Source organism: Bacillus sp. SG-1, assembly GCF_000181495.1.
In the GTDB taxonomy this organism is placed as follows: domain Bacteria; phylum Bacillota; class Bacilli; order Bacillales; family Bacillaceae_B; genus Rossellomorea.
The window spans coordinates 1-18,934 of sequence record NZ_ABCF01000056.1; the positions used below are offsets into that span (position 1 = coordinate 1).

Consider the following 18,934-nt stretch of genomic DNA (forward strand, 5'->3'; position numbering starts at 1 on the left):
AGGAAATCGACGGGAAAGTAATTCATATATGGCACAAGGCGGTGTTGCTGCAGCTATAGCCCATGATGACAATATAATAAAACATTTTCAAGACACACTTGAAGCCGGAAGAAGGCACCATCAGGAAGAAGAGGTAATTTCTCTTGTGAAAGAAGGAAGGGATATTGTCCTGGAACTTGTAGCAGAAGGAGTTCCTTTTGACCGAAACGATGACGGATCATTGAGCTTGGGTATGGAAGGGGCACATAGTGCAAATCGTATCCTTCACTGCGGGGGAGATGCGACGGGCAGGTATTTAATGGAGTATTTTTTGAAAACCCTTCCAACTAATATCAGCTGGATTGAAGGGCAAATGGTTTTTGAATTGATAAAGGACAGCAATGGAAGATGCAAGGGTGTGAAGACTATCGATCAATCCGGGGCTGTACATTCATATGCGGCACCACATATCGTCATGGCAGCAGGGGGAGCTGGCGGCTTATACTCCTCTACTTCTAATCACCCTACTGTTACTGGCGATGGAATGGCGCTGGCTTTCAGGGCGGGTGCTTATATAGCAGATGCTGAATTCATTCAATTTCATCCGACTCTGCTTTGTGTTGAGGGCAATACGAAGGGGTTAGTGTCCGAGGCAGTGAGAGGAGAAGGAGCCCGCCTTGTAAACGATGCTGAAGAAGAAATCATGGAGGGCGTTCACCCGCTTAAAGAGCTGGCTCCAAGGCATTTGGTTGCAGAGCGGATATTTGCGCATAGAAAAATGGGCAGAGACGTCTTTTTATCTATTAATCTCATAAAAAACTTTGAACAAAAATTCCCCTCTATATCGGCGATGTGCAGAGAGAATGGGGTTGACTTAACACTTGGGAAAATCCCGGTTTCACCAGGCTGTCACTTTATGATGGGCGGGATTGTAATCGATTCACTCGGCAGGACGAATGTTGAAGGGCTCTATGCTGTTGGAGAGGTTGCGTGCAGCGGTATTCATGGAGCAAACCGGCTGGCAAGCAATTCCCTGTTAGAAGGGTTGGTATATGGAAAGAGGCTTGCTGAATGGATCAACACAAAGACGAGACAGTCCTTCCATTTTGTTTTAGAAGATTCTGAGGATAAACAAACATTCACGCAAAAGAAACTCCTCAAAACATTTAACGTCAAAAAGTTTCAGGAGCGGATGATGGAATCGGCAGGAATCATCAGAGATGGAACCAATCTACAGAAGCACTTGCAATGGCTGCACTCCTTAGATTTTAAACTGGATGAGAACCTTGAAAACCTATACCCAACCGATATTCAAAAGTATTTCATGTGGATTAACAGCATGATCGTTACACAGGCGGCATTATTAAGGACGGAAAGCCGCGGAGGACATATCCGGAGCGATTATAAGGAAGAAAATGACGAGGTTTGGCTAAAGAGACGGATCATGCATGAATTAAAAGATGGAAAAGTGAGGACGTGGGTGGATGAACAAGTTAAAACTAAAATCTATGCTTGAACAATTCTTTCTTGAGGATATTGGAGATGGAGATCTCAGTACACAAGCATTATTTATGGAAAAGGATTACAGTACTTTTCATTTTGTCGTAAAAGAAGCAGGAGTGTTCTGCGGGAAGGATGTCATCATTTCAGGGTTTAGCATCTTGAATCCTGATATCGATGTGACAACATATATAGCGGATGGTGAAAAAGTTGAGCCTGGAACGGTGATTGCTGAAGCGACTGGACCGGCAGCCGATCTGCTTCAGGCTGAACGGGTGATTTTGAACCTTGTGCAGAGGATGAGCGGGATTGCAACGGTGACTGCAGAGGTCGTCAATTTGGTAAGCGACCATCCTGCGCGCATTTGTGATACCCGCAAAACAACGCCGGGACTCCGCATGCTTGAAAAGTATGCAGTAAGATGCGGCGGAGGTTTTAATCATCGTAACGGACTGTATGATGCCGTCATGCTCAAGGATAATCACATTTCATTTAAAGGGTCGATTAATGCTGCTGTGAATGAAGTAAAGGCTGCCCTGGGTCATACGGTTAAAGTGGAAGTGGAAATCGAAACTCGTGACGGGCTGCGGGAGGCCGTTGAAAGCGGGGCAGACATCATCATGTTTGATAATCGGACACCACAGGAAATAGCCGAATGGCTGGAGGATGTTCCGCCGCATATTATCACGGAAGCATCCGGCGGAATCCAAAAGGAAAATGTTGCAGACTATGCCAGAACAGGAGTCCAGTATATATCGCTCGGATTTCTGACACACAGCGTCAAAGGGCTGGATATCAGCGCTAAAGTGTTGAATGAACAGGGGGGAATCGAAAGTGAGTTTATTACAGACGTTAAAGAATAACACATATGAACTGCCTGAAAAGTACAAGCACATGTCCATTGAACAAATGGAGGAAAAAGTAAGGGAGATTAAAGCTCAACTGGGCACAAAATTGTTTATTCCAGGCCATCACTATCAAAAGGATGAGGTCATCCAATTTGCCGACACGACAGGGGATTCACTTCAACTTGCACAAGTGTCGGCAGCGAACGACGAGGCCGAATTTATCGTCTTTTGCGGAGTTCATTTCATGGCAGAAACCGCAGATATCCTCACTAATGCAAATCAGAAAGTGATACTTCCGGATATGAGAGCCGGCTGTTCCATGGCCGACATGGCTAATATCCACCAAACTGAAAGAGCATGGAAACTGCTGCAGGAACAATTTGGCGACACAATCCTGCCGCTGACGTATGTGAACTCCACCGCAGCCATCAAATCGTTTGTCGGAAAAAATGGAGGAGCGACAGTGACATCTTCAAACGCCCATAAGATGGTGGAATGGGCCCTTGGGCAAAAAGAAAGGATTCTCTTCCTGCCAGATCAGCACCTTGGAAGAAATACAGCGGCCGATCTTGGGATTGACCTGAATGACATGGCTGTCTGGGATCCGGTAAAAAATAAGTTGGTTTATGAAGGTGATGCAGACCGGATAAAAGTCATTCTCTGGAAAGGACATTGTTCGGTCCATGAAAATTTCACATTGAAAAACGTGGCGGAAGTCCGAGAGCAGTATCCGGAAATGAAAATCATCGTTCATCCGGAGTGCCGCCGGGAGGTCGTTGAAGCATCGGATGACAACGGATCTACTAAGTACATTATCGAAACCATCAAAAGTGCTGAGCCGGGGACCTCATGGGCAATCGGCACGGAAATGAACCTTGTCAAAAGGCTTATCAATGAACATAGGGATAAGCATATCATTTCCTTGAACCCGCACATGTGTCCATGCTTAACAATGAACCGGATCGACCTTCCTCACTTATTATGGTCATTGGAAAATATTGTGGACAACAATCCGGAAAACATCATCAAAGTGGATGAAGAAACAGCGCACAACGCCATTCTTGCTCTGGACCGCATGCTGGCAAGAGCTTAAATTAAAGGGTCGAGCGGAAGCCGGTGTCTGGCCGGCTTCTGGATCCCCCCTCCATATTCCATTCTCTCCATTCTCATATGCCTGTTTACTCCCTTTACATACCAACATCCCTCACATAATCTATTCTCCTTGGATCGTTTACTCCCTTTTCGTACCAACACCCCTACCATAATCCAAACTCATTGTTCCGTTTACTCCATTTTCAGACCAATATACCCCATATTCCGTTCTCACTGGTCCGTTTACTTCCTTGCAGGCCCAAACATGCCCTGCAAAATCCATTCCCACTGGTCTAGCTAGAAGGTTTTTTCTCTCTTGCTTACCAGACGATTTTCTGTGAATAAAGGCTATCTTCTTTGTAATATTAAATAGCAACAAGGTTTAAGAAAAGAGCCATTCTATGTATTAAAAGTCCATATTTCCAAACCCAACTCAAGAAATTGGTTCATTAATGTGGTTAATCCATTTTTTTACATTAAAACTAAACAAATGAATCATTAATGACTTTAAATCCCAAAACGCCTCTATTCCCAAACCCCATCAATATCCTCGCTGTAAAACCTTAGCGCTTTGTCATATTTTTTGAGCCATTCATCTGATGAATTAGACATAAGGGTTTTAAGCATTAGCGTAAAAGATTCTTTATGTTCTCCCATATTATAGAGAGTCATGGCGTAAAAGACTTTTAATGCAGGGTTATCAGGAAATTCAGCGAGCCCGTTAGTGAGGACATCCTTTGCAAGTGGGTACTCCCCTATGCACCTGTAACTGCTGCCCAATTGGATGAAGGCCGCCTCACGTATTTCCCCCGTAACTCCGTTTTCCAGTGCACGCCGGTAAAAGGGGATAGCGGCTTTTTCCAAGCCCAATGCATCATTTACCGAACCGCAATAAAAATTGATCAGCGGATCTTCTGGTGAATCGTTTACAAGAGTTTCAAACATAACCTTCGCTTCTTTATAATCCTTGCTAACCATTTTAGATAGTGCCTCTGACAACATACAATCTCCTCCAACTCAAGACATTTGTTTAATTGAATCGTACCATCATAGTGATACAACTGGAAGCACAGCCCATAAAAGACAGAAGTGGATCCTGGTCAAAAAGGGTGTCAGATTTTAAAGATATGGATGTATGACCTCCTTGCAAAGGTATATTTATTTTTAAATATTCATAAGTATTTGTGTAGATTGTTAGCACTTTGCCTATTTATTGACATAGGATATATAGACTTATGCCTGAGGAGGGAATAAATAGTGAAGATCCATATCGTACAAAAAGGAGATACTCTTTGGAATATCAGCAAGAAATATGGCGTTAATTTCGAAGAGTTAAAAAAGATGAATGCCCAGCTGTCTAATCCAGATATGATCATGCCTGGAATGAAAATAAAAGTTCCAACATCAGGCGGGATGGTAAAAAAGGAAATGGCAGCGAAGAAGGAAATGCCGGTAAAAGAGATGCCGAAAGCAGAACATCCTTTTGCGCAGAAAAAGCCGGCGGCCATGCCGGTGCAAACGCCTAAGGAAGCCATGAAGCCTGCCGCGAAGAAAGAAATGCCAGTAAAGGAAATGCCGAAAAAGCCATATACGCCGAAGATGCCGCAGCCGGTTATCCCGGAAATCGATATTAATAATTATTACATGATGAATATGGCGAATATGCAAATGCATACTCAACCACAAGCGATGCCGAAAGCACCCAAGGCTCCAAAAGCACCAAAAGCACCCAAAGCTCCTCAAATGATGCCGGAAGCAGCGAAGGCACCTCAAAAAATGCCGAAAGCTCCGACTTTGCCTAAGCCAAAAGAAGAGCCTGAAGCAGTAGCAGGAGTACAGGACGAAGAAAGCCCGCAAATGGATATGCCTTATCCACAGCAGCCAATGCAGGACAATTGTTATCCTGTATCACCAGTACTGCCGGGAAGCGGATTAGGACCGATGCAAGGCGGTTATCCAATGCAACCTGGTTTCCCTATGCAGGGCGGCTATCCAATGCAGCCTGGACACCCAATGCAAGGCGGCTATCCAATGCAGCCTGGTTACCCGATGGGACCTGCAGGTCAGGTTCAAGGAGCGTCAATGATGCCTCAAGGGCTGCCGGGAATGCAGCAAATGCCGATGGGGTACGACGAGGAGTCCTCTTCCTTCATGCCGTATATGCCTCAGCAACAGCAAATGGGAGCACCGATGGGCAGCCCGATGATGGGACCAATGGGCTCGCCTTCAGCAGTGGCAGGTGTTCAGGATGAAGATGATTACCCTGTGGCACAAATGCCCATGGGCGGCATGCAACCGCAAATGGGACCGTATCCAGGGATGATGGGTCCAGGAATGATGGGACCGGATAATTGCTACCCAGTATCACCGGTAATGCCGGGAACAGGCTTCGGGGATCCCGGATATGGAAATCCAGGCATGACTTCACCAGCTGGATATGGGAATCCAGGACCGGGATATGGAAATCCTTACGGACAGATGCCCCAAGTGCAGGGTGCCATGATGGAAGAGTCACCAGGTATGTATGGTGCACCGATGCACCAAAGAGGATGCGGCTGCGGTGGTCCCGCACCGATGGGTCATTATGGACCGGGGATGGGGCAGCCAGGAACTCCATATGGTCCAGGTATGATGCAGCCTGGAGCAGGTTATCCAGGAATGTACGGCCCGGGAGCATTCGGTATGCCGCGTTTTGACGATGACAATGAAGACTAAGGAAAAAGGTGGAGGCGGTTTTCATAATCGTCTCCTTTTCGTATTAAAAGAAAAACTGGGAGACAACAATATTCAGCTTCAAAAAATTAAGCAAGGCAAATGGATGCTCCAAATCGGGAAAGATCGATGGTTCCTTAAGCTTTTTCCAAACAGCCGCAGATTTCAACTGCAGAAAAGTGTGACAAAAGCCCTTCACCTTGAGGGTTTTTCAAAGGTGCCAGGATTTCATCCCCTGCACGAGACAGACAATATTGAATTTGATGGAAGAACGGTCGGATTGACTGAGTGGATTGATACAAATGATATCTTTACTTATACCTCTTACAATGAAAGACAGGCTGCGCTCACACTCTTGAAAGAATTTCATCAATATTCCGGCAAGGTACTTTCAAACGGGGATTTCACTACCCTGCCAATGCAAAGGCTTTTGAACAAATGGTCTTTGAGACTTGATGAATTCAGAAGAAATAAGCAGAAATTAAGTGTATATGTTCCGCCGGCAATAATTGACACTTATATAAAAACTGGAGAAAAGGCACTTCAGGGGTTGGATCAATATGGGTTTTCAGATCAAATGTGTATCCTCCACGGAGATGTGGCACATCATAATTTTTTGCGTGGCACAAACAATGAGCTTTTCATGATTGACCTGGATCTGATAACCTCCGGGCCGCCGGAAATTGATTATATTCAATTCGCCAACAGAATTTTCCCTTATATCAATTGGTCTCTGGAGAAGCTGTGGGAACATGAGCCTTTTTCTTTTTTTCAAGATAACATGAGCTTTTTATATAGCATCCTTTATCCCTCAGATGTCTTCAGGGAGTGGAACCGCTTCTTCCGCGGGACACCTGACTACCAGAAAAGCACTTGGAATTATCTGATGGCCTTGACAGTGAATCAGTTTCACCCAAGAATGGTTTGCTGCAGGGATATTCAAAAAAACCTGTATTGACAGTAATCCAAAAAAAGGAGCAGTCACCAGCTTTTTGCGGCTATAAGACAGAATCATCCTTTCGTCATCTCCGCAAGCTAATATAGAGCTGTAATGCTCAAAGTTTGCGGAAAAAGGGTGATATTCATGCACAAAAGGCTTTTGCTAATTCCTATATCGGCCATGTTTCTGGGAGCTTGTAATGGTGCTGACCATGCTGCCGAGGGACAAAATGATAACCCGTATGAACCGATGGGGTTCTATTCCAATGAAGGCCATGGAAACGACAGAAATGATGATAGGGACGGACCGCTAACGGAATGGTATGATCATTCAATCGGCCAGGAAGGTCAGGCTATAAGAGAAGGCAAGCGACGATATCTTCAAGTGAAAGATGAGGATGGCAATCCGCAAAACCCTTCCAAGCCGCTTGCGGAAAATGACCGCAATTTCTTCCTGAGGGACGAAAGGGCAAGTCATGGAGATGCTAATTACCATGGTCATCTCGATGATAATACAAGGAAGGCAAGACGGTCCTATTACACCGCCTATGAAGGCGAGCTTGCCGAGAAGATCGGGGATGTAACGGCTTCAGTGGAGAACGTGAATGATGTCCGTTCCGTAACCTATGGAACGGACGTATTGATTGCCGTGGACTTGGAAGACGACAGCAGATTCCAACAAACACAGAGAGATATCGAGCGCGCCGTTCAGCCTTACTTAAAAGGGCGGACAGTTACAGTAGCTGCTGATGAAGGAACCTTCAGTAGAATTAGAAACATTGACAACGATTTGCGTGACGGAGGTCCGCGTGAAGCGATTCAAATGGATATCCATGATATCATCAGGTCTATAAGAGGGGACGGATAAAGCGGGGAAGTAAATTCCTCGCTTTTTTTGCGGGCTGGAATAGAGCAAAGATAGAAAATTATCCCTTTAAGGGGATAGGATTGTTAAAAATTGGTCAGACTATTACCAGTGTTGGAAGGAATGTATCTTCAAGCCGGCCATGGAAAAGAGTTAAAACTATTAGAGTTCGAGGTGATCACGATGACGGTTAAAATTCGACTCGTGTTTATGGCATTGCTTCTTATTGGTGCCTTTTATTTCACGTTCTTTCACGATGACGGAAAGATTGAAAAAGAAGCAGCAGAAAATCCGGCGGCTGTAGAAAAAGCAAATGCTGATCACGAAGCCCATATGGTGGACGTTATTCTGGAGCGAATTTATCTCGATGGTGAGGTAAGTGAGGAAATCAAGTCAGAAACCATCTGGTCTATGGAAGATTTTTGGGCAGCATATGCATCATGGGAGCTTGTGGATATGACTGAAGATCAGGTAGTGTTTCGCCAGTCTGTAGATGATATTTCTCCTTTGATGAAATCGAACGGTTACTTTGGGATTTCAGAAGACGGGGTGCTCTCCATATTTAACGGAAAGCCGGGTCAGTCTGAAATCATTCAATCTTTTTTTCAAATTGATATTAACAGGCTTGAGAGCAAACAACATGATGAACTTGTCAAAGGGATTCCTGTGAAATCAAAACAGGGATACCAACAGGTCATTCAAAGCTTTCAGCCATATTCAGTGGATGATAATGTTTCATTTGAGTAGCCGGCTGCAGCATAGCCGGTTATTTTTGTTGTTAATAGGAAATAGGAAAAGGAGCCTTTCTACATCTTTGAATTGTTTTTTATTTGCCTGTTTTCTAAAACTTTTACTAGTTTAGTTCGTGTCCGTATAACATTCTATTTGTTAAAGATAGTTTCTTTTATAAGTGGTAAACTGATTTTCGCTCCAGGTGCGTGACTCCGCGGGGCGGGCGGTGAGCCTCCTCGGCTTCGCCTGCGGGGTTACGTTCCAGTGGGTACGTAACCTTGGTCTCACCTGTCATCAAAAGTGGAAGTGCCCTGGTCAGACCCGACAGGCAAATGTTCCTGAGAGAAAAAAAGGCGATCTTTCCTTTTATTCTCTCAGGGTTATTTGACCCCGAGGGGATGGGCGCTGAAACTAGACGTCCCGCTTATCCCGCAGGAGGTCACGCACCTTCGGCTTCAATCAACATTCTGAAGCAAAAGTACGTTTTGCTAAATTTATTTTAAAAAACACATCCAGAATCAGAGAAAAAAAGGCAAGTTATTTCTTTCTCCCGTTTTTTTGGTAAAATAAGAACAGATGTTTCGGGTTGTGTCATGAACAGAACACCCGATAAACTTCATTCTTATGGTACAATGTAGTGATTAAGGGAGAGAAGATAAACTATGTATGAATATATAAATGGAACTGTAAAAAGAGTAGGACCGGAATATGTCGTCCTTGAAAATGGAGGGATTGGGTATCAGATTTTCACAAGCAACCCCTTCTTGTTTTCAAAGTTTGAAAATCAAAATACGACAATCTATACATATCAGCATGTAAGGGAAGATATTTTAGCTTTGTACGGTTTTTTGTCGATGGAAGAAAAAATGTTATTCATCAAATTACTGAATGTGTCGGGAATCGGTCCTAAAGGGGCTCTTGCCATCCTTGCCTCAGGTGCGCCAGAGCAGGTCATCTCTGCAATTGAGGGTGAAGACGAGAGGTTTTTGACAAAGTTCCCTGGTGTCGGGAAGAAGACAGCAAGGCAGATGATCCTTGATTTGAAAGGCAAACTGCAGGATGTTGTTCCTGACTACTTTCCGAACTTGTTTCAAGAAGGGAAGCATGAGTCTGTTTCTGCAAACGACGAACTGGTAGAAGAGGCTGCTCTTGCGTTGAAAGCTCTTGGTTATTCCGAAAGGGAGATTAAAAAAGTGACGCCGAAGCTTTCTTCACAAGATAAAACGACAGATGAATTGATCAAGGATGCTTTAAAATTATTGTTAAAATAACCACCGGGAAAGGGGGCGGAGCAGTTGGAAGAGAGAGTTGTATCTTCAGAAGCAGAAACAAGTGATCATTCCTTTGAACTTTCCTTAAGACCACAAACATTAAATCAGTATATTGGACAAGATAAAGTAAAAAGCAACTTAGGCATTTTCATTGAAGCGGCCAGGATGAGGCAGGAAACGCTGGATCATGTACTCCTTTACGGTCCTCCGGGACTTGGTAAAACGACCCTTGCTGCTGTCATCGCCAATGAGATGGGAGTTAATCTGCGGACCACTTCCGGACCGGCAATCGAGAGGCCTGGAGATCTTGCGGCCATTTTGACTTCGCTGGAGCCCGGGGATGTCCTATTTATCGATGAAATTCATCGGCTTCCACGCTCAATCGAGGAAGTGTTGTATCCTGCAATGGAGGATTTCTGCCTTGATATTGTCATTGGAAACGGACCGAGTGCGCGATCAGTAAGACTTGATCTTCCTCCTTTTACACTTGTCGGTGCAACAACTAGAGCAGGTGCCCTTTCTGCCCCGCTTCGTGACCGATTTGGCGTATTGTGCAGGCTTGAGTATTATAATGAAGACCAGCTTCGAGAGATTGTCATTCGTACGTCAGAGATTTTGGGGACGGAAATTGATGGGCTTGCGTCCGTTGAACTGGCAAGAAGGTCCAGGGGGACACCAAGAATTGCAAACCGGCTGCTGCGGAGAGTACGCGATTTTGCACAGGTGAGAGGCAACGGTGAAATTACCAGTGACCTGGCGAGCCATGCCCTCGAACTCCTGCAGGTAGATAAACTTGGCCTTGACCATATTGACCACAAACTATTAAGAGGCATAATCGAAAGGTTTAAAGGCGGTCCTGTGGGCTTGGATACCATTGCAGCCAGCATTGGTGAAGAATCTCATACGATAGAAGACGTTTATGAGCCGTACCTGCTTCAAATTGGTTTTTTACAGCGTACACCAAGAGGGAGAGTCGTGACCTCTCTTGTGTATGAACATTTTGACCTGGAGGTTCCGAACGCATGACTGGATTGCCGAAATTGATGATGGTTGCAGGAGCTGTGCTGCTGGTCATTGGTTTTCTTATGGCCTTCACCAAACTTGGAAGGCTTCCGGGTGATATCATCATCAAAAAAGAAAATTCAACATTTTATTTTCCGGTAATGACGTCCATTATCGTCAGTATCGTGTTATCATTGATTTTTTATGTGTTAGGGAGATTTAAATAACCATTCTGGGATTTGATTTTCTGCTATAAAAATTGAATGGTGCAGAAATCATTTTACCATTTTAAAAAAGCAACTGTGTTTACTAGAAAAGCGTTTTTAAAAGTTAAACAAATATTGTAGTACAAATAAAAAAAGTAAGGTGAGAGCTTTGAAAGTTGAAGATTTTGATTTCCACTTACCCGAGGAACTGATTGCCCAGACTCCTCTTGAGAAACGTTCAGAGAGCAGGCTGATGGCGATTGACCGGGAAAGCGGGAACTTGCAGCATAAGAAATTCAAGGACATCACGGACTTTCTGAAAGAAGGAGATTGTCTGGTATTGAACGATACAAGGGTCCTTCCTGCACGATTATTCGGGGTAAAAGAAGAAACAGGTGCTAAGATTGAAGTCCTGCTCCTGAAGCAAGAAGAAGGAGACAAATGGGAGACACTGATCAAACCCGCCAAGAGAGTAAAAGTCGGCACCAAGATTTCTTTTGGGGAAGGAAAACTGACTGCACTTTGTACGGGAGAAAAGGACCAGGGCGGAAGAATCCTGGAATTCCACTATGAAGGTATTTTCTATGAAGTTCTGGATGAACTTGGGGAAATGCCCCTTCCTCCATACATCAGCGAAAAGCTGGATGATCAGGACAGATATCAAACAGTATTTGCCCGTGAAAGGGGATCAGCGGCGGCGCCGACGGCAGGACTTCATTTTACAGAAGAGCTGCTGGATGAAATACGTTCAAGGGGTGTTCATGTAGCCTTCATTACTCTGCATGTCGGCCTTGGAACATTCCGCCCTGTCTCAGTAGATAGTATTGAGGAGCACGATATGCATTCGGAATTTTACCAAATTACCGAAGGAACTGCGCGCCTGTTGAATGAAGTCAAAGAAAGCGGCGGCCGGATAATCACTGTCGGCACAACTTCTACCAGGACACTTGAAACTATTGCTTCAAAGCATGATGGCAAGTTCGTGGAAGAGAGCGGCTGGACTGATATCTTCATCTATCCGGGTTATGAATTTAAGGCAATTGATGGATTGGTCACCAACTTTCATCTGCCAAAGTCGACCTTGATCATGCTGGTCAGTGCTTTTACCAGCAGGGACATCATCCTTAATGCGTACAAAACAGCTGTAGAGGAAAAGTACAGATTTTTCAGCTTTGGCGACAGCATGCTGATTCTGTAAAATTGGAAGGAGATAGACGATTTTGACTGCAATTCGTTATGAACATATTAAAACTTGTAAACAAACAGGAGCTCGCTTGGGAAAAGTGCACACTCCTCATGGCTCTTTTGACACTCCGGTATTCATGCCTGTAGGGACTTTGGCCACTGTTAAGACAATGTCACCGGAAGACCTGAAAGCAATGGAAGCGGGGATCATCCTGAGCAATACGTATCATCTCTGGCTGAGGCCAGGGCATGAAATTATAAGAGAAGCTGGCGGACTGCATAAATTCATGAACTGGGACCGTGCCATCCTGACTGACTCAGGCGGTTTTCAGGTTTTCAGTCTAAGTGAATTCCGCAAAATTGAAGAAGAAGGCGTACATTTCCGTAATCACCTTAATGGTGATAAATTGTTCCTGAGTCCTGAAAAGGCTATGGAAATCCAGAATGCTTTAGGCTCGGACATCATGATGGCGTTTGATGAGTGCCCTCCTTATCCTGCAGAGCATGAATATATGAAGCGCTCGGTGGAAAGAACTTCAAGATGGGCAGAACGCTGCCTTGAAGCGCATCAGCGTCCACAGGATCAAGGATTGTTTGGAATTGTACAGGGCGGTGAATATGAAGATCTTCGTCGTCAAAGTGCAAAGGATCTTGTTTCTCTTGATTTCCCTGGATATGCAGTTGGCGGACTGTCAGTTGGAGAACCTAAGGATGTCATGAACCGAGTGCTGGAATTTACGACTCCGCTGCTCCCTGATGATAAGCCAAGGTATTTAATGGGTGTAGGTTCGCCTGATGCCTTGATCGACGGGGCTATCAGAGGGATTGACATGTTTGACTGTGTTCTTCCTACACGTATAGCGAGAAATGGCACCCTGATGACAAGCAAGGGCCGCCTGGTTGTGAAGAATGCTAAATTTGCGAGGGATTACAACCCTATAGATGAAAATTGTGACTGCTACACTTGCCGTAATTACTCCAGAGCGTATATCCGTCATTTGATAAAATGTGACGAATCCTTTGGAATCAGACTTACGACTTATCATAATCTTCATTTTCTGTTAAAATTAATGGAGCAAGTCAGACAAGCGATTCGAGAAGATCGTCTGGGGGACTTTAAAGAAGAATTTTTTGAAGCATATGGATACAATCGTCCTGATGCTAAAAACTTCTGATATTAGGATGTTCTTTTATAAGAATACAACATCCTCAACCGGAAAGGAGGTCATAGAATGGATACATTTGCTACGTTAATTCCTTTATTGCTGATGTTCGTCCTTTTCTACTTCTTGCTGATTCGTCCTCAGCAAAAACGTCAGAAAGCGGTCCAGCAAATGCAGAATGAACTGCAAAAAGGTGACAAGATCATCACTATCGGCGGATTACATGGTATCATCGACGCAATCGAAGAAGGTACAATTGTTGTGAAGTGCGGAGATGGAAGCCGTCTTACATACGACAGAAACGCTGTACGTGAAGTAATCAAAGCTTAATGCAAAAGCCCCGCAGAAATATGCGGGGCTTTTCATTAGGCTCTTTTCTAAAATTTTGTTGCTATTTAGTATGAAGTTCAAGAGATATATCCATATTTCACAGAAATCACCTTGGTAAACAAGAAAGAAAAGAGCTATTCCCCCTGTTCAGTTAGATAAGCCCCGGTACCCGAGGGAAAAATCCGGCCCTTTGTATTTTTCCGATAGCAACAATCTTTACGAATACAGCGTTTCATTATGATTTATGACGATTTTCCCCCGCTGACATTGACCCCCAGGATTCCGCCCATCATGGCAGTAATGATGAAGCAGACATGATAAACAACCTGTTTCATGGAAAACAGGGAGTCATATCCCAGATACTGAAATAAAAATACTCCGATGGAAAATAGTAATCCGGTAAGCCCGCCAAGAACCAACCCTTTTTCTTTCCCTTTTCCTCCAGACATGAATCCGCCGATAAATAGCGCCAGGAATGATATGATGGTCACTGCCAGGTTGATTGAATTTTCTTCAAGACTTGTGAACCGCAGCAATAGGGCAAATATTAAACTCGCTGCTATGGCTAAGACCAAAATGGTTCCTGTACCATACAAAATCGCACTTCCCATTTTCTTTGCTTCTATCGTGTCCCTCTCCCTTCTCTTCCTATATGAAAATTGCAAGCTTTTCCTAGTACAAGCATATTCTCAAAAGAAAAAAATAGACTATAATTTTTGCCGGCCAAGCTTCATACAATGATAGAAGCAGACAAGCCAAGCAGCTTTTCTTTCTTGAAATATACATAGGAAATTAAAGGAGAGGGATGTATGTCACCCTTTATCATATTGACGGTTTTCATAGCCGTCTATATCTTGTTGATCACGGAGAAATGGAACAGGATCCTGGCAAGCATGGGCGGCGGGGTAGCCATGCTGTTAATTGGTGCATTTTCAATTGAAAAAGCTTTATTCACTTATATTGACTGGAAAACCATCACCCTGCTGTTTTCAATGATGCTGATAGTCACTGTCACAAGCAAGACAGGGTTCTTCGAGTTTCTGGCGATCAGGCTTGCCCAGGCGGTCAACGGAAATGGTTTGGCACTTCTAATTGTTTTCTCCCTCCTTTCCGCAGTGGGTTCAGCCTTTTTGGCCAACGTAACCATCGCCATGCTTTTGGTGCCGATCCTGTTCACGCTGACAAAGGTTTTGGACTTGCCGCCGCTGCCGTTCTTAGTGATGATGATTCTGGCATGCAATATCGGGGGGACCGCTACACTGATCGGAGACCCGCCGAATATGATGATCGGGCAGGCGGTAAAGCATTTTACCTTCAATGCGTTCCTGCAAAATCTCTTGCCCGTGTCGGCACTCATTCTTCTTGTTACCATTATCATCATATGTTTGTTATATAAAGAAATTTTGATAGTAAAAGAAGACAAAAAGCTGTTATTAAGGGGAATCAATGCAAAGAGATATCTTAAGAAAAATAAAGGACTGATCTCTTCCATTAGTGTTCTTGGGCTGGTGCTCATTGGATTTTCGCTGCATCCGGTCCTGCACCTTGACGTCACTTCGGTCGCATTGGCAGGAGCCGTGCTGATCATGCTGCTGCTTGAGAAAGTGTATGACCCAGAAGAAATTTTAAAAGAAGTGGAATGGGGGACGTTATTTTTCTTCATTGGCCTCTTTTTACTTGTAGGAGGAATAGAAGAGGCGGGATTCATTGATGAGGCAGCCAGGGAAATCATAAAACTGACAGAAGGGGATATGAAAACAACTGCATTCGTAATTCTTTGGGGAACCGGCCTGCTATCTGCGGTAGTCGACAATATTCCGTTTGTGGCAGCCATGATACCGGTTATCGAGGAATTCCAGGAATTTGGGATGGTCAATATGGATCCCCTATGGTGGTCGCTTGCGCTCGGAGCTTGTCTTGGGGGCAACGGAACACTGCTTGGTTCGTCCTCTAACCTGGTGATTGTCGGGCTTGCCTCAAAGGAGAATGTGCAAATTAAATTTTATCAGTATTTATTAATCGGAGTTCCGATCACCCTGATATCACTGGCTGTTTGCACCGTTTATGTCTATTTTAAATATATCGTGCCTTTCTTGGGGTATTAGCTCAGATTGTATAAATAAACTGGTTACAGCCATCCTGATGACAGGGTGGCTTGTTTTGAGGGGATTTAAGAATTAGGGGTCTCATGAAGGGTTCATAAGACCAAAAAGAGCGAGATTTAAGAATTAGGGTGTCTCATGAAACACTCATAGGATAAACATTTAAATTGATTTCAATAAAAGCAACTTTCGGAAGCCCTCACTGGACCAAAATGGAACTATAATGCCCCAAACTTAACGTAATAGTAAAACTTACCTCTTATCTTTCCTTTTTCCAAGAGCATAATAAAAGGTGCAAACGTACCTGAAGGAGGAGAGGGACGTGGAGGAATATCTGATTATTGCTATCCGTACCATTTTTTTATATGCCGTCATATTGTTAATATTCCGCTTAATGGGAAAACGGGAAATTGGTGAGTTGAGCCTTCTCGATCTTGTCGTGTTCATCATGATTGCCGAAATGGCTGTTCTGGCTATAGAAGAGCCTGACAGTGCATTGGTCAATACCCTGCTGCCAATGATCGTTCTAATGCTGATACAGATTGCTACAGCTTTTTTATCCCTGAAGAGTAAAAAATTCAGGGAGATTGTTGATGGAAAGCCGATTGTTGTCATTAGCCATGGAAAGATTGATGAGCGGGCGATGAGACGCCAAAGATATAATTTTGATGATTTGCTGCTGCAGCTTAGAGAGAAAGATGTCAGCAACGTTGCGGATGTAGAATTTGCGATCCTTGAGCCTTCTGGGACACTGTCTGTGATAAAAAAAGAAGAAAATAATGGGGAGGGCTCTTTAACCCTTCCCCTTATATTGGACGGAATCATTCAGCAAAAGCATCTTGATATGATCAATAAAAATGAATTTTGGCTGAGGAAGAAATTGAGGGAAAGAAATTACCACAACCTTGAAAACATTTCATTTTGCAGTTATCAGGACGGTGAATTTTACATTGATAAGCGAGATGAATAAAAGTCCTCTTGGCCGCCAAAAGAAGCCATCTCCCTGCCTGTATGCAAGGGGATGGCTTCTTTAATTAGGGATCCTTTTCCCGATGAATGGGATCCTCTTCAAGTCGTTTTTCCGGATTAGTTTGATCAGGATGGAAAGCACAACATAGAGAATGAATGTAACTGTAATCCTGCCAGCAGTCGAATCCCAATGGGCAGATTATGAAACACGCTGGTATATACATAATGGCCGCTGAAACCCGTACTGGCCATGACAATGGCAAACTTTAAGTAATCCCGGACATAAATCGTCATCGGAACTGTCTTTAAAATCGTTGCAAAGTGAAGCAGGGTTACAAGCATTATGCCCGTCACAATACCGAGGGCCGCGCCGTTAATTCCGAAAGCCGGCTGTGAAGCTAAAATAAAGATGATGGCCGTTTTGACAATCGCACCAATAAGGCTGTTGATCATGGCTGCTCTTGCAAGGTCCAGAGCCTGAAGGACTGCCTGCAGCGGCCCTTGATAGTAATAAAAAAGGAAAAACGGAGCCATTATCATTACGAAGCCTGCGCCGCTGCTGCTGCCATACATAACAGTCATTAACGGCTCCGCAAACACAAACAGCACAACCACGGCAATTCCGCCGGTAATGAGGCAGAACCTCAGAGCCTGTGTCAGGCGGTGTTCAATCAACAGAAAGTTCTTCTGCTTATTTGCCTCACTCACGGCAGGCACGAGAGAGGTGGAAAGTGAGACCGTAATAAAGGATGGCAGAAATAATAACGGAAGCGCAAAGCCTGTCAGGGAGCCGTATTGCCTGGTTGCAAGAGACGTTGCGACTCCGGCCAGTGCAAGACTGTGGGCGACAACGATTGGCTCGAAAAACCAGGAGATGGAACCAATCATACGGCTGCCGGTAGTAGGCAAAGCTACACTCATTAGTTCGTTTAATGTCGACTTTCCGGATTTGACGGCTTTGAAGAAATTTCTCCTCACTCTAAATTGTTTTTTGATTTTAAAAGCAGTGAACATATAAAGAAGGGAAGCCAATTCACCCAGCACAGAAGCTGCCATTGCCGCCGCAGCTGCGTATTCAATCCCATATGGAAGAAACGCCTTCGTCATGACCGCAATCAATGAAATGCGGACCACCTGCTCGATGACTTGGGAAACTGCGGCAGGTTTCATATTCTGCCTTCCCTGGAAGTAACCCCTAATGACGGAAGACACCGCTACAATCGGAATGATCGGTGCAATGGCAACCAAGGGGTAATATGTCCGCTGATCTGTAAAAAGAGTTTCTGAAAGATAAGGGGCAAGTAGAATCAACGCTGGGGTGAATATCAATGAAAGCGAGACAGTAATAGCCAGAGAAACAGCTAGGATTTTCTTTACCTTTTTGATATCCCCCTGTACTTCTGCCTCTGCTACACTTTTTGAAATCGCCACTGGCAGTCCCATTTGGGTGATGGTGATAACAAGGACCAGAGTCGGAAACGCCATCATGAAAAGACCGACGCCCTCTTCACCGATGAACCGTGCAACGACAATTCTGTTTATGAATCCGAGTATCCGGGTGATCAAGGCAGCTCCCATTAAGATCATAGTGCCTTTTAAAAATTTAGACATCCTATTCCCTGCCTTCTCAAAAATCGTAATATCGTATACAATTATCTATATGCATCAGGATGGACAAAGCATGACAAGTTGTTGGCAATTAGAAATGGAGCGGGGGACAAATATGAATGTATTGAAACATCCGTACAGTAATTTTTATGATGAAGTCGAGCCGGCACTGATTAGTAAAGTGGAAGAATTCGAAGTTCTTGGCTATGGAAAAGCAACTGTTGAAAGCTTGTGGACATACCTGTTGAAGAAAAAATGGAAGAAACCTAAGGAAGATATCAGAATGTATGAACTCGTGGGGAACATCATGAGTGTAAAACCAGGGGAATATATGAGTTTTGAAACAGTAGAGGCATATCGCTCTCCCAATTGGTTTACAGATTTAAATGAAGATGATCTGAAAGAACTGCTGAACCCGGGCAAAAACCCGA

Annotated in this window: 19 protein-coding genes; 16 read left to right on the forward strand and 3 right to left on the reverse strand. The window is 44.2% G+C overall.

Annotated elements, in window-relative coordinates; all coding sequences use genetic code 11:
- The 3 genes from nadB to nadA form a co-directional block, all read left to right on the forward strand.
- A partial coding sequence (nadB, locus tag BSG1_RS15535; RefSeq protein WP_006838084.1) for an L-aspartate oxidase occupies positions 1–1,495 on the forward strand: 1,495 nt, incomplete at its 5' end.
- Complete coding sequence (gene nadC, locus BSG1_RS15540; RefSeq protein ID WP_044023007.1) at positions 1,464–2,342, forward strand: carboxylating nicotinate-nucleotide diphosphorylase; 879 nt, start codon at positions 1,464–1,466, stop codon at positions 2,340–2,342. The genes nadB and nadC, both read left to right, overlap by 32 nt.
- Positions 2,314–3,420, forward strand: coding sequence for a quinolinate synthase NadA (gene nadA, locus BSG1_RS15545; protein ID WP_006838086.1), 1,107 nt, complete (start codon positions 2,314–2,316; stop codon positions 3,418–3,420). The genes nadC and nadA overlap by 29 nt, the downstream gene beginning before the upstream one ends.
- Before the next feature lie 524 nt (positions 3,421–3,944).
- Here the strand turns inward: nadA and BSG1_RS15550 are convergent.
- A complete protein-coding gene (locus BSG1_RS15550; RefSeq protein WP_044023008.1) occupies positions 3,945–4,421 on the reverse strand; it encodes a tetratricopeptide repeat protein in 477 nt (158 codons plus the stop codon).
- Positions 4,422–4,676: 255 nt separating this feature from the next.
- On the opposite strand from BSG1_RS15550, the gene safA reads away from it, so the two are divergent.
- The 10 genes from safA (at position 4,677) to yajC (ending at position 13,824) form a co-directional block, all read left to right on the forward strand.
- Positions 4,677–6,134 carry a SafA/ExsA family spore coat assembly protein gene (safA, locus tag BSG1_RS21595; RefSeq protein ID WP_006838090.1) on the forward strand — a complete coding sequence of 486 codons (1,458 nt, stop codon included), beginning with the start codon at positions 4,677–4,679 and terminating at the stop codon, positions 6,132–6,134.
- Positions 6,124–7,089, forward strand: coding sequence for an aminoglycoside phosphotransferase family protein (locus BSG1_RS19905; protein ID WP_052302403.1), 966 nt, complete (start codon positions 6,124–6,126; stop codon positions 7,087–7,089). The genes safA and BSG1_RS19905 overlap by 11 nt, the downstream gene beginning before the upstream one ends.
- A 126-nt stretch (positions 7,090–7,215) precedes the next feature.
- Entirely contained in the window at positions 7,216–7,938 is a 723-nt protein-coding gene (locus tag BSG1_RS15565) for a YhcN/YlaJ family sporulation lipoprotein (protein ID WP_044023009.1), read from the forward strand.
- A gap of 108 nt (positions 7,939–8,046) precedes the next feature.
- The gene (locus BSG1_RS15570) at positions 8,047–8,682 is read left to right on the forward strand and encodes an intercompartmental signaling factor BofC (RefSeq protein WP_006838093.1); all 636 of its coding nucleotides are present in this window, start codon (positions 8,047–8,049) and stop codon (positions 8,680–8,682) included.
- Positions 8,683–9,329: 647 nt separating this feature from the next.
- The gene (gene ruvA, locus BSG1_RS15580; RefSeq protein WP_006838095.1) at positions 9,330–9,938 is read left to right on the forward strand and encodes a Holliday junction branch migration protein RuvA; all 609 of its coding nucleotides are present in this window, start codon (positions 9,330–9,332) and stop codon (positions 9,936–9,938) included.
- 24 nt (positions 9,939–9,962) lie between these two features.
- Positions 9,963–10,964, forward strand: coding sequence for a Holliday junction branch migration DNA helicase RuvB (gene ruvB / locus BSG1_RS15585; RefSeq protein WP_006838096.1), 1,002 nt, complete (start codon positions 9,963–9,965; stop codon positions 10,962–10,964).
- Positions 10,961–11,167, forward strand: a complete 207-nt coding sequence (locus BSG1_RS15590; protein ID WP_006838097.1) for a DUF2905 domain-containing protein — start codon at positions 10,961–10,963, stop codon at positions 11,165–11,167. Before ruvB ends, BSG1_RS15590 begins: the two co-directional genes overlap by 4 nt.
- A gap of 148 nt (positions 11,168–11,315) precedes the next feature.
- On the forward strand, positions 11,316–12,344 hold the full coding sequence (gene queA / locus BSG1_RS15595) for a tRNA preQ1(34) S-adenosylmethionine ribosyltransferase-isomerase QueA (protein WP_006838098.1): 1,029 nt from the start codon (positions 11,316–11,318) through the stop codon (positions 12,342–12,344).
- Between the two features lie 22 nt (positions 12,345–12,366).
- Complete coding sequence (gene tgt / locus BSG1_RS15600; RefSeq protein ID WP_006838099.1) at positions 12,367–13,506, forward strand: tRNA guanosine(34) transglycosylase Tgt; 1,140 nt, start codon at positions 12,367–12,369, stop codon at positions 13,504–13,506.
- Positions 13,507–13,563: 57 nt separating this feature from the next.
- On the forward strand, positions 13,564–13,824 hold the full coding sequence (yajC, locus tag BSG1_RS15605; RefSeq protein ID WP_006838100.1) for a preprotein translocase subunit YajC: 261 nt from the start codon (positions 13,564–13,566) through the stop codon (positions 13,822–13,824).
- 242 nt (positions 13,825–14,066) lie between these two features.
- Here yajC and BSG1_RS15610 read toward each other — a convergent pair whose 3' ends face one another.
- Positions 14,067–14,435 (reverse strand): TIGR04086 family membrane protein, encoded by a 369-nt coding sequence (locus BSG1_RS15610; RefSeq protein WP_006838101.1) that lies wholly within the window; start codon positions 14,433–14,435, stop codon positions 14,067–14,069.
- A gap of 198 nt (positions 14,436–14,633) precedes the next feature.
- Here BSG1_RS15610 and BSG1_RS15615 point away from each other — a divergent pair, with 198 nt between their 5' ends.
- Positions 14,634–15,929 (forward strand): ArsB/NhaD family transporter, encoded by a 1,296-nt coding sequence (locus BSG1_RS15615; RefSeq protein WP_006838102.1) that lies wholly within the window; start codon positions 14,634–14,636, stop codon positions 15,927–15,929.
- A 319-nt stretch (positions 15,930–16,248) separates the two neighbouring features.
- Positions 16,249–16,896 (forward strand): DUF421 domain-containing protein, encoded by a 648-nt coding sequence (locus BSG1_RS15620; RefSeq protein ID WP_044023010.1) that lies wholly within the window; start codon positions 16,249–16,251, stop codon positions 16,894–16,896.
- A gap of 125 nt (positions 16,897–17,021) precedes the next feature.
- Here BSG1_RS15620 and spoVB read toward each other — a convergent pair whose 3' ends face one another.
- The gene (gene spoVB / locus BSG1_RS15625) at positions 17,022–18,506 is read right to left on the reverse strand and encodes a stage V sporulation protein B (protein ID WP_006838104.1); all 1,485 of its coding nucleotides are present in this window, start codon (positions 18,504–18,506) and stop codon (positions 17,022–17,024) included.
- A gap of 70 nt (positions 18,507–18,576) precedes the next feature.
- Between spoVB and BSG1_RS15630 the strand changes: the two genes are divergently transcribed.
- Positions 18,577–18,934: post-transcriptional regulator (locus BSG1_RS15630; RefSeq protein WP_332248320.1), on the forward strand; the 358-nt coding region annotated here is incomplete at its 3' end.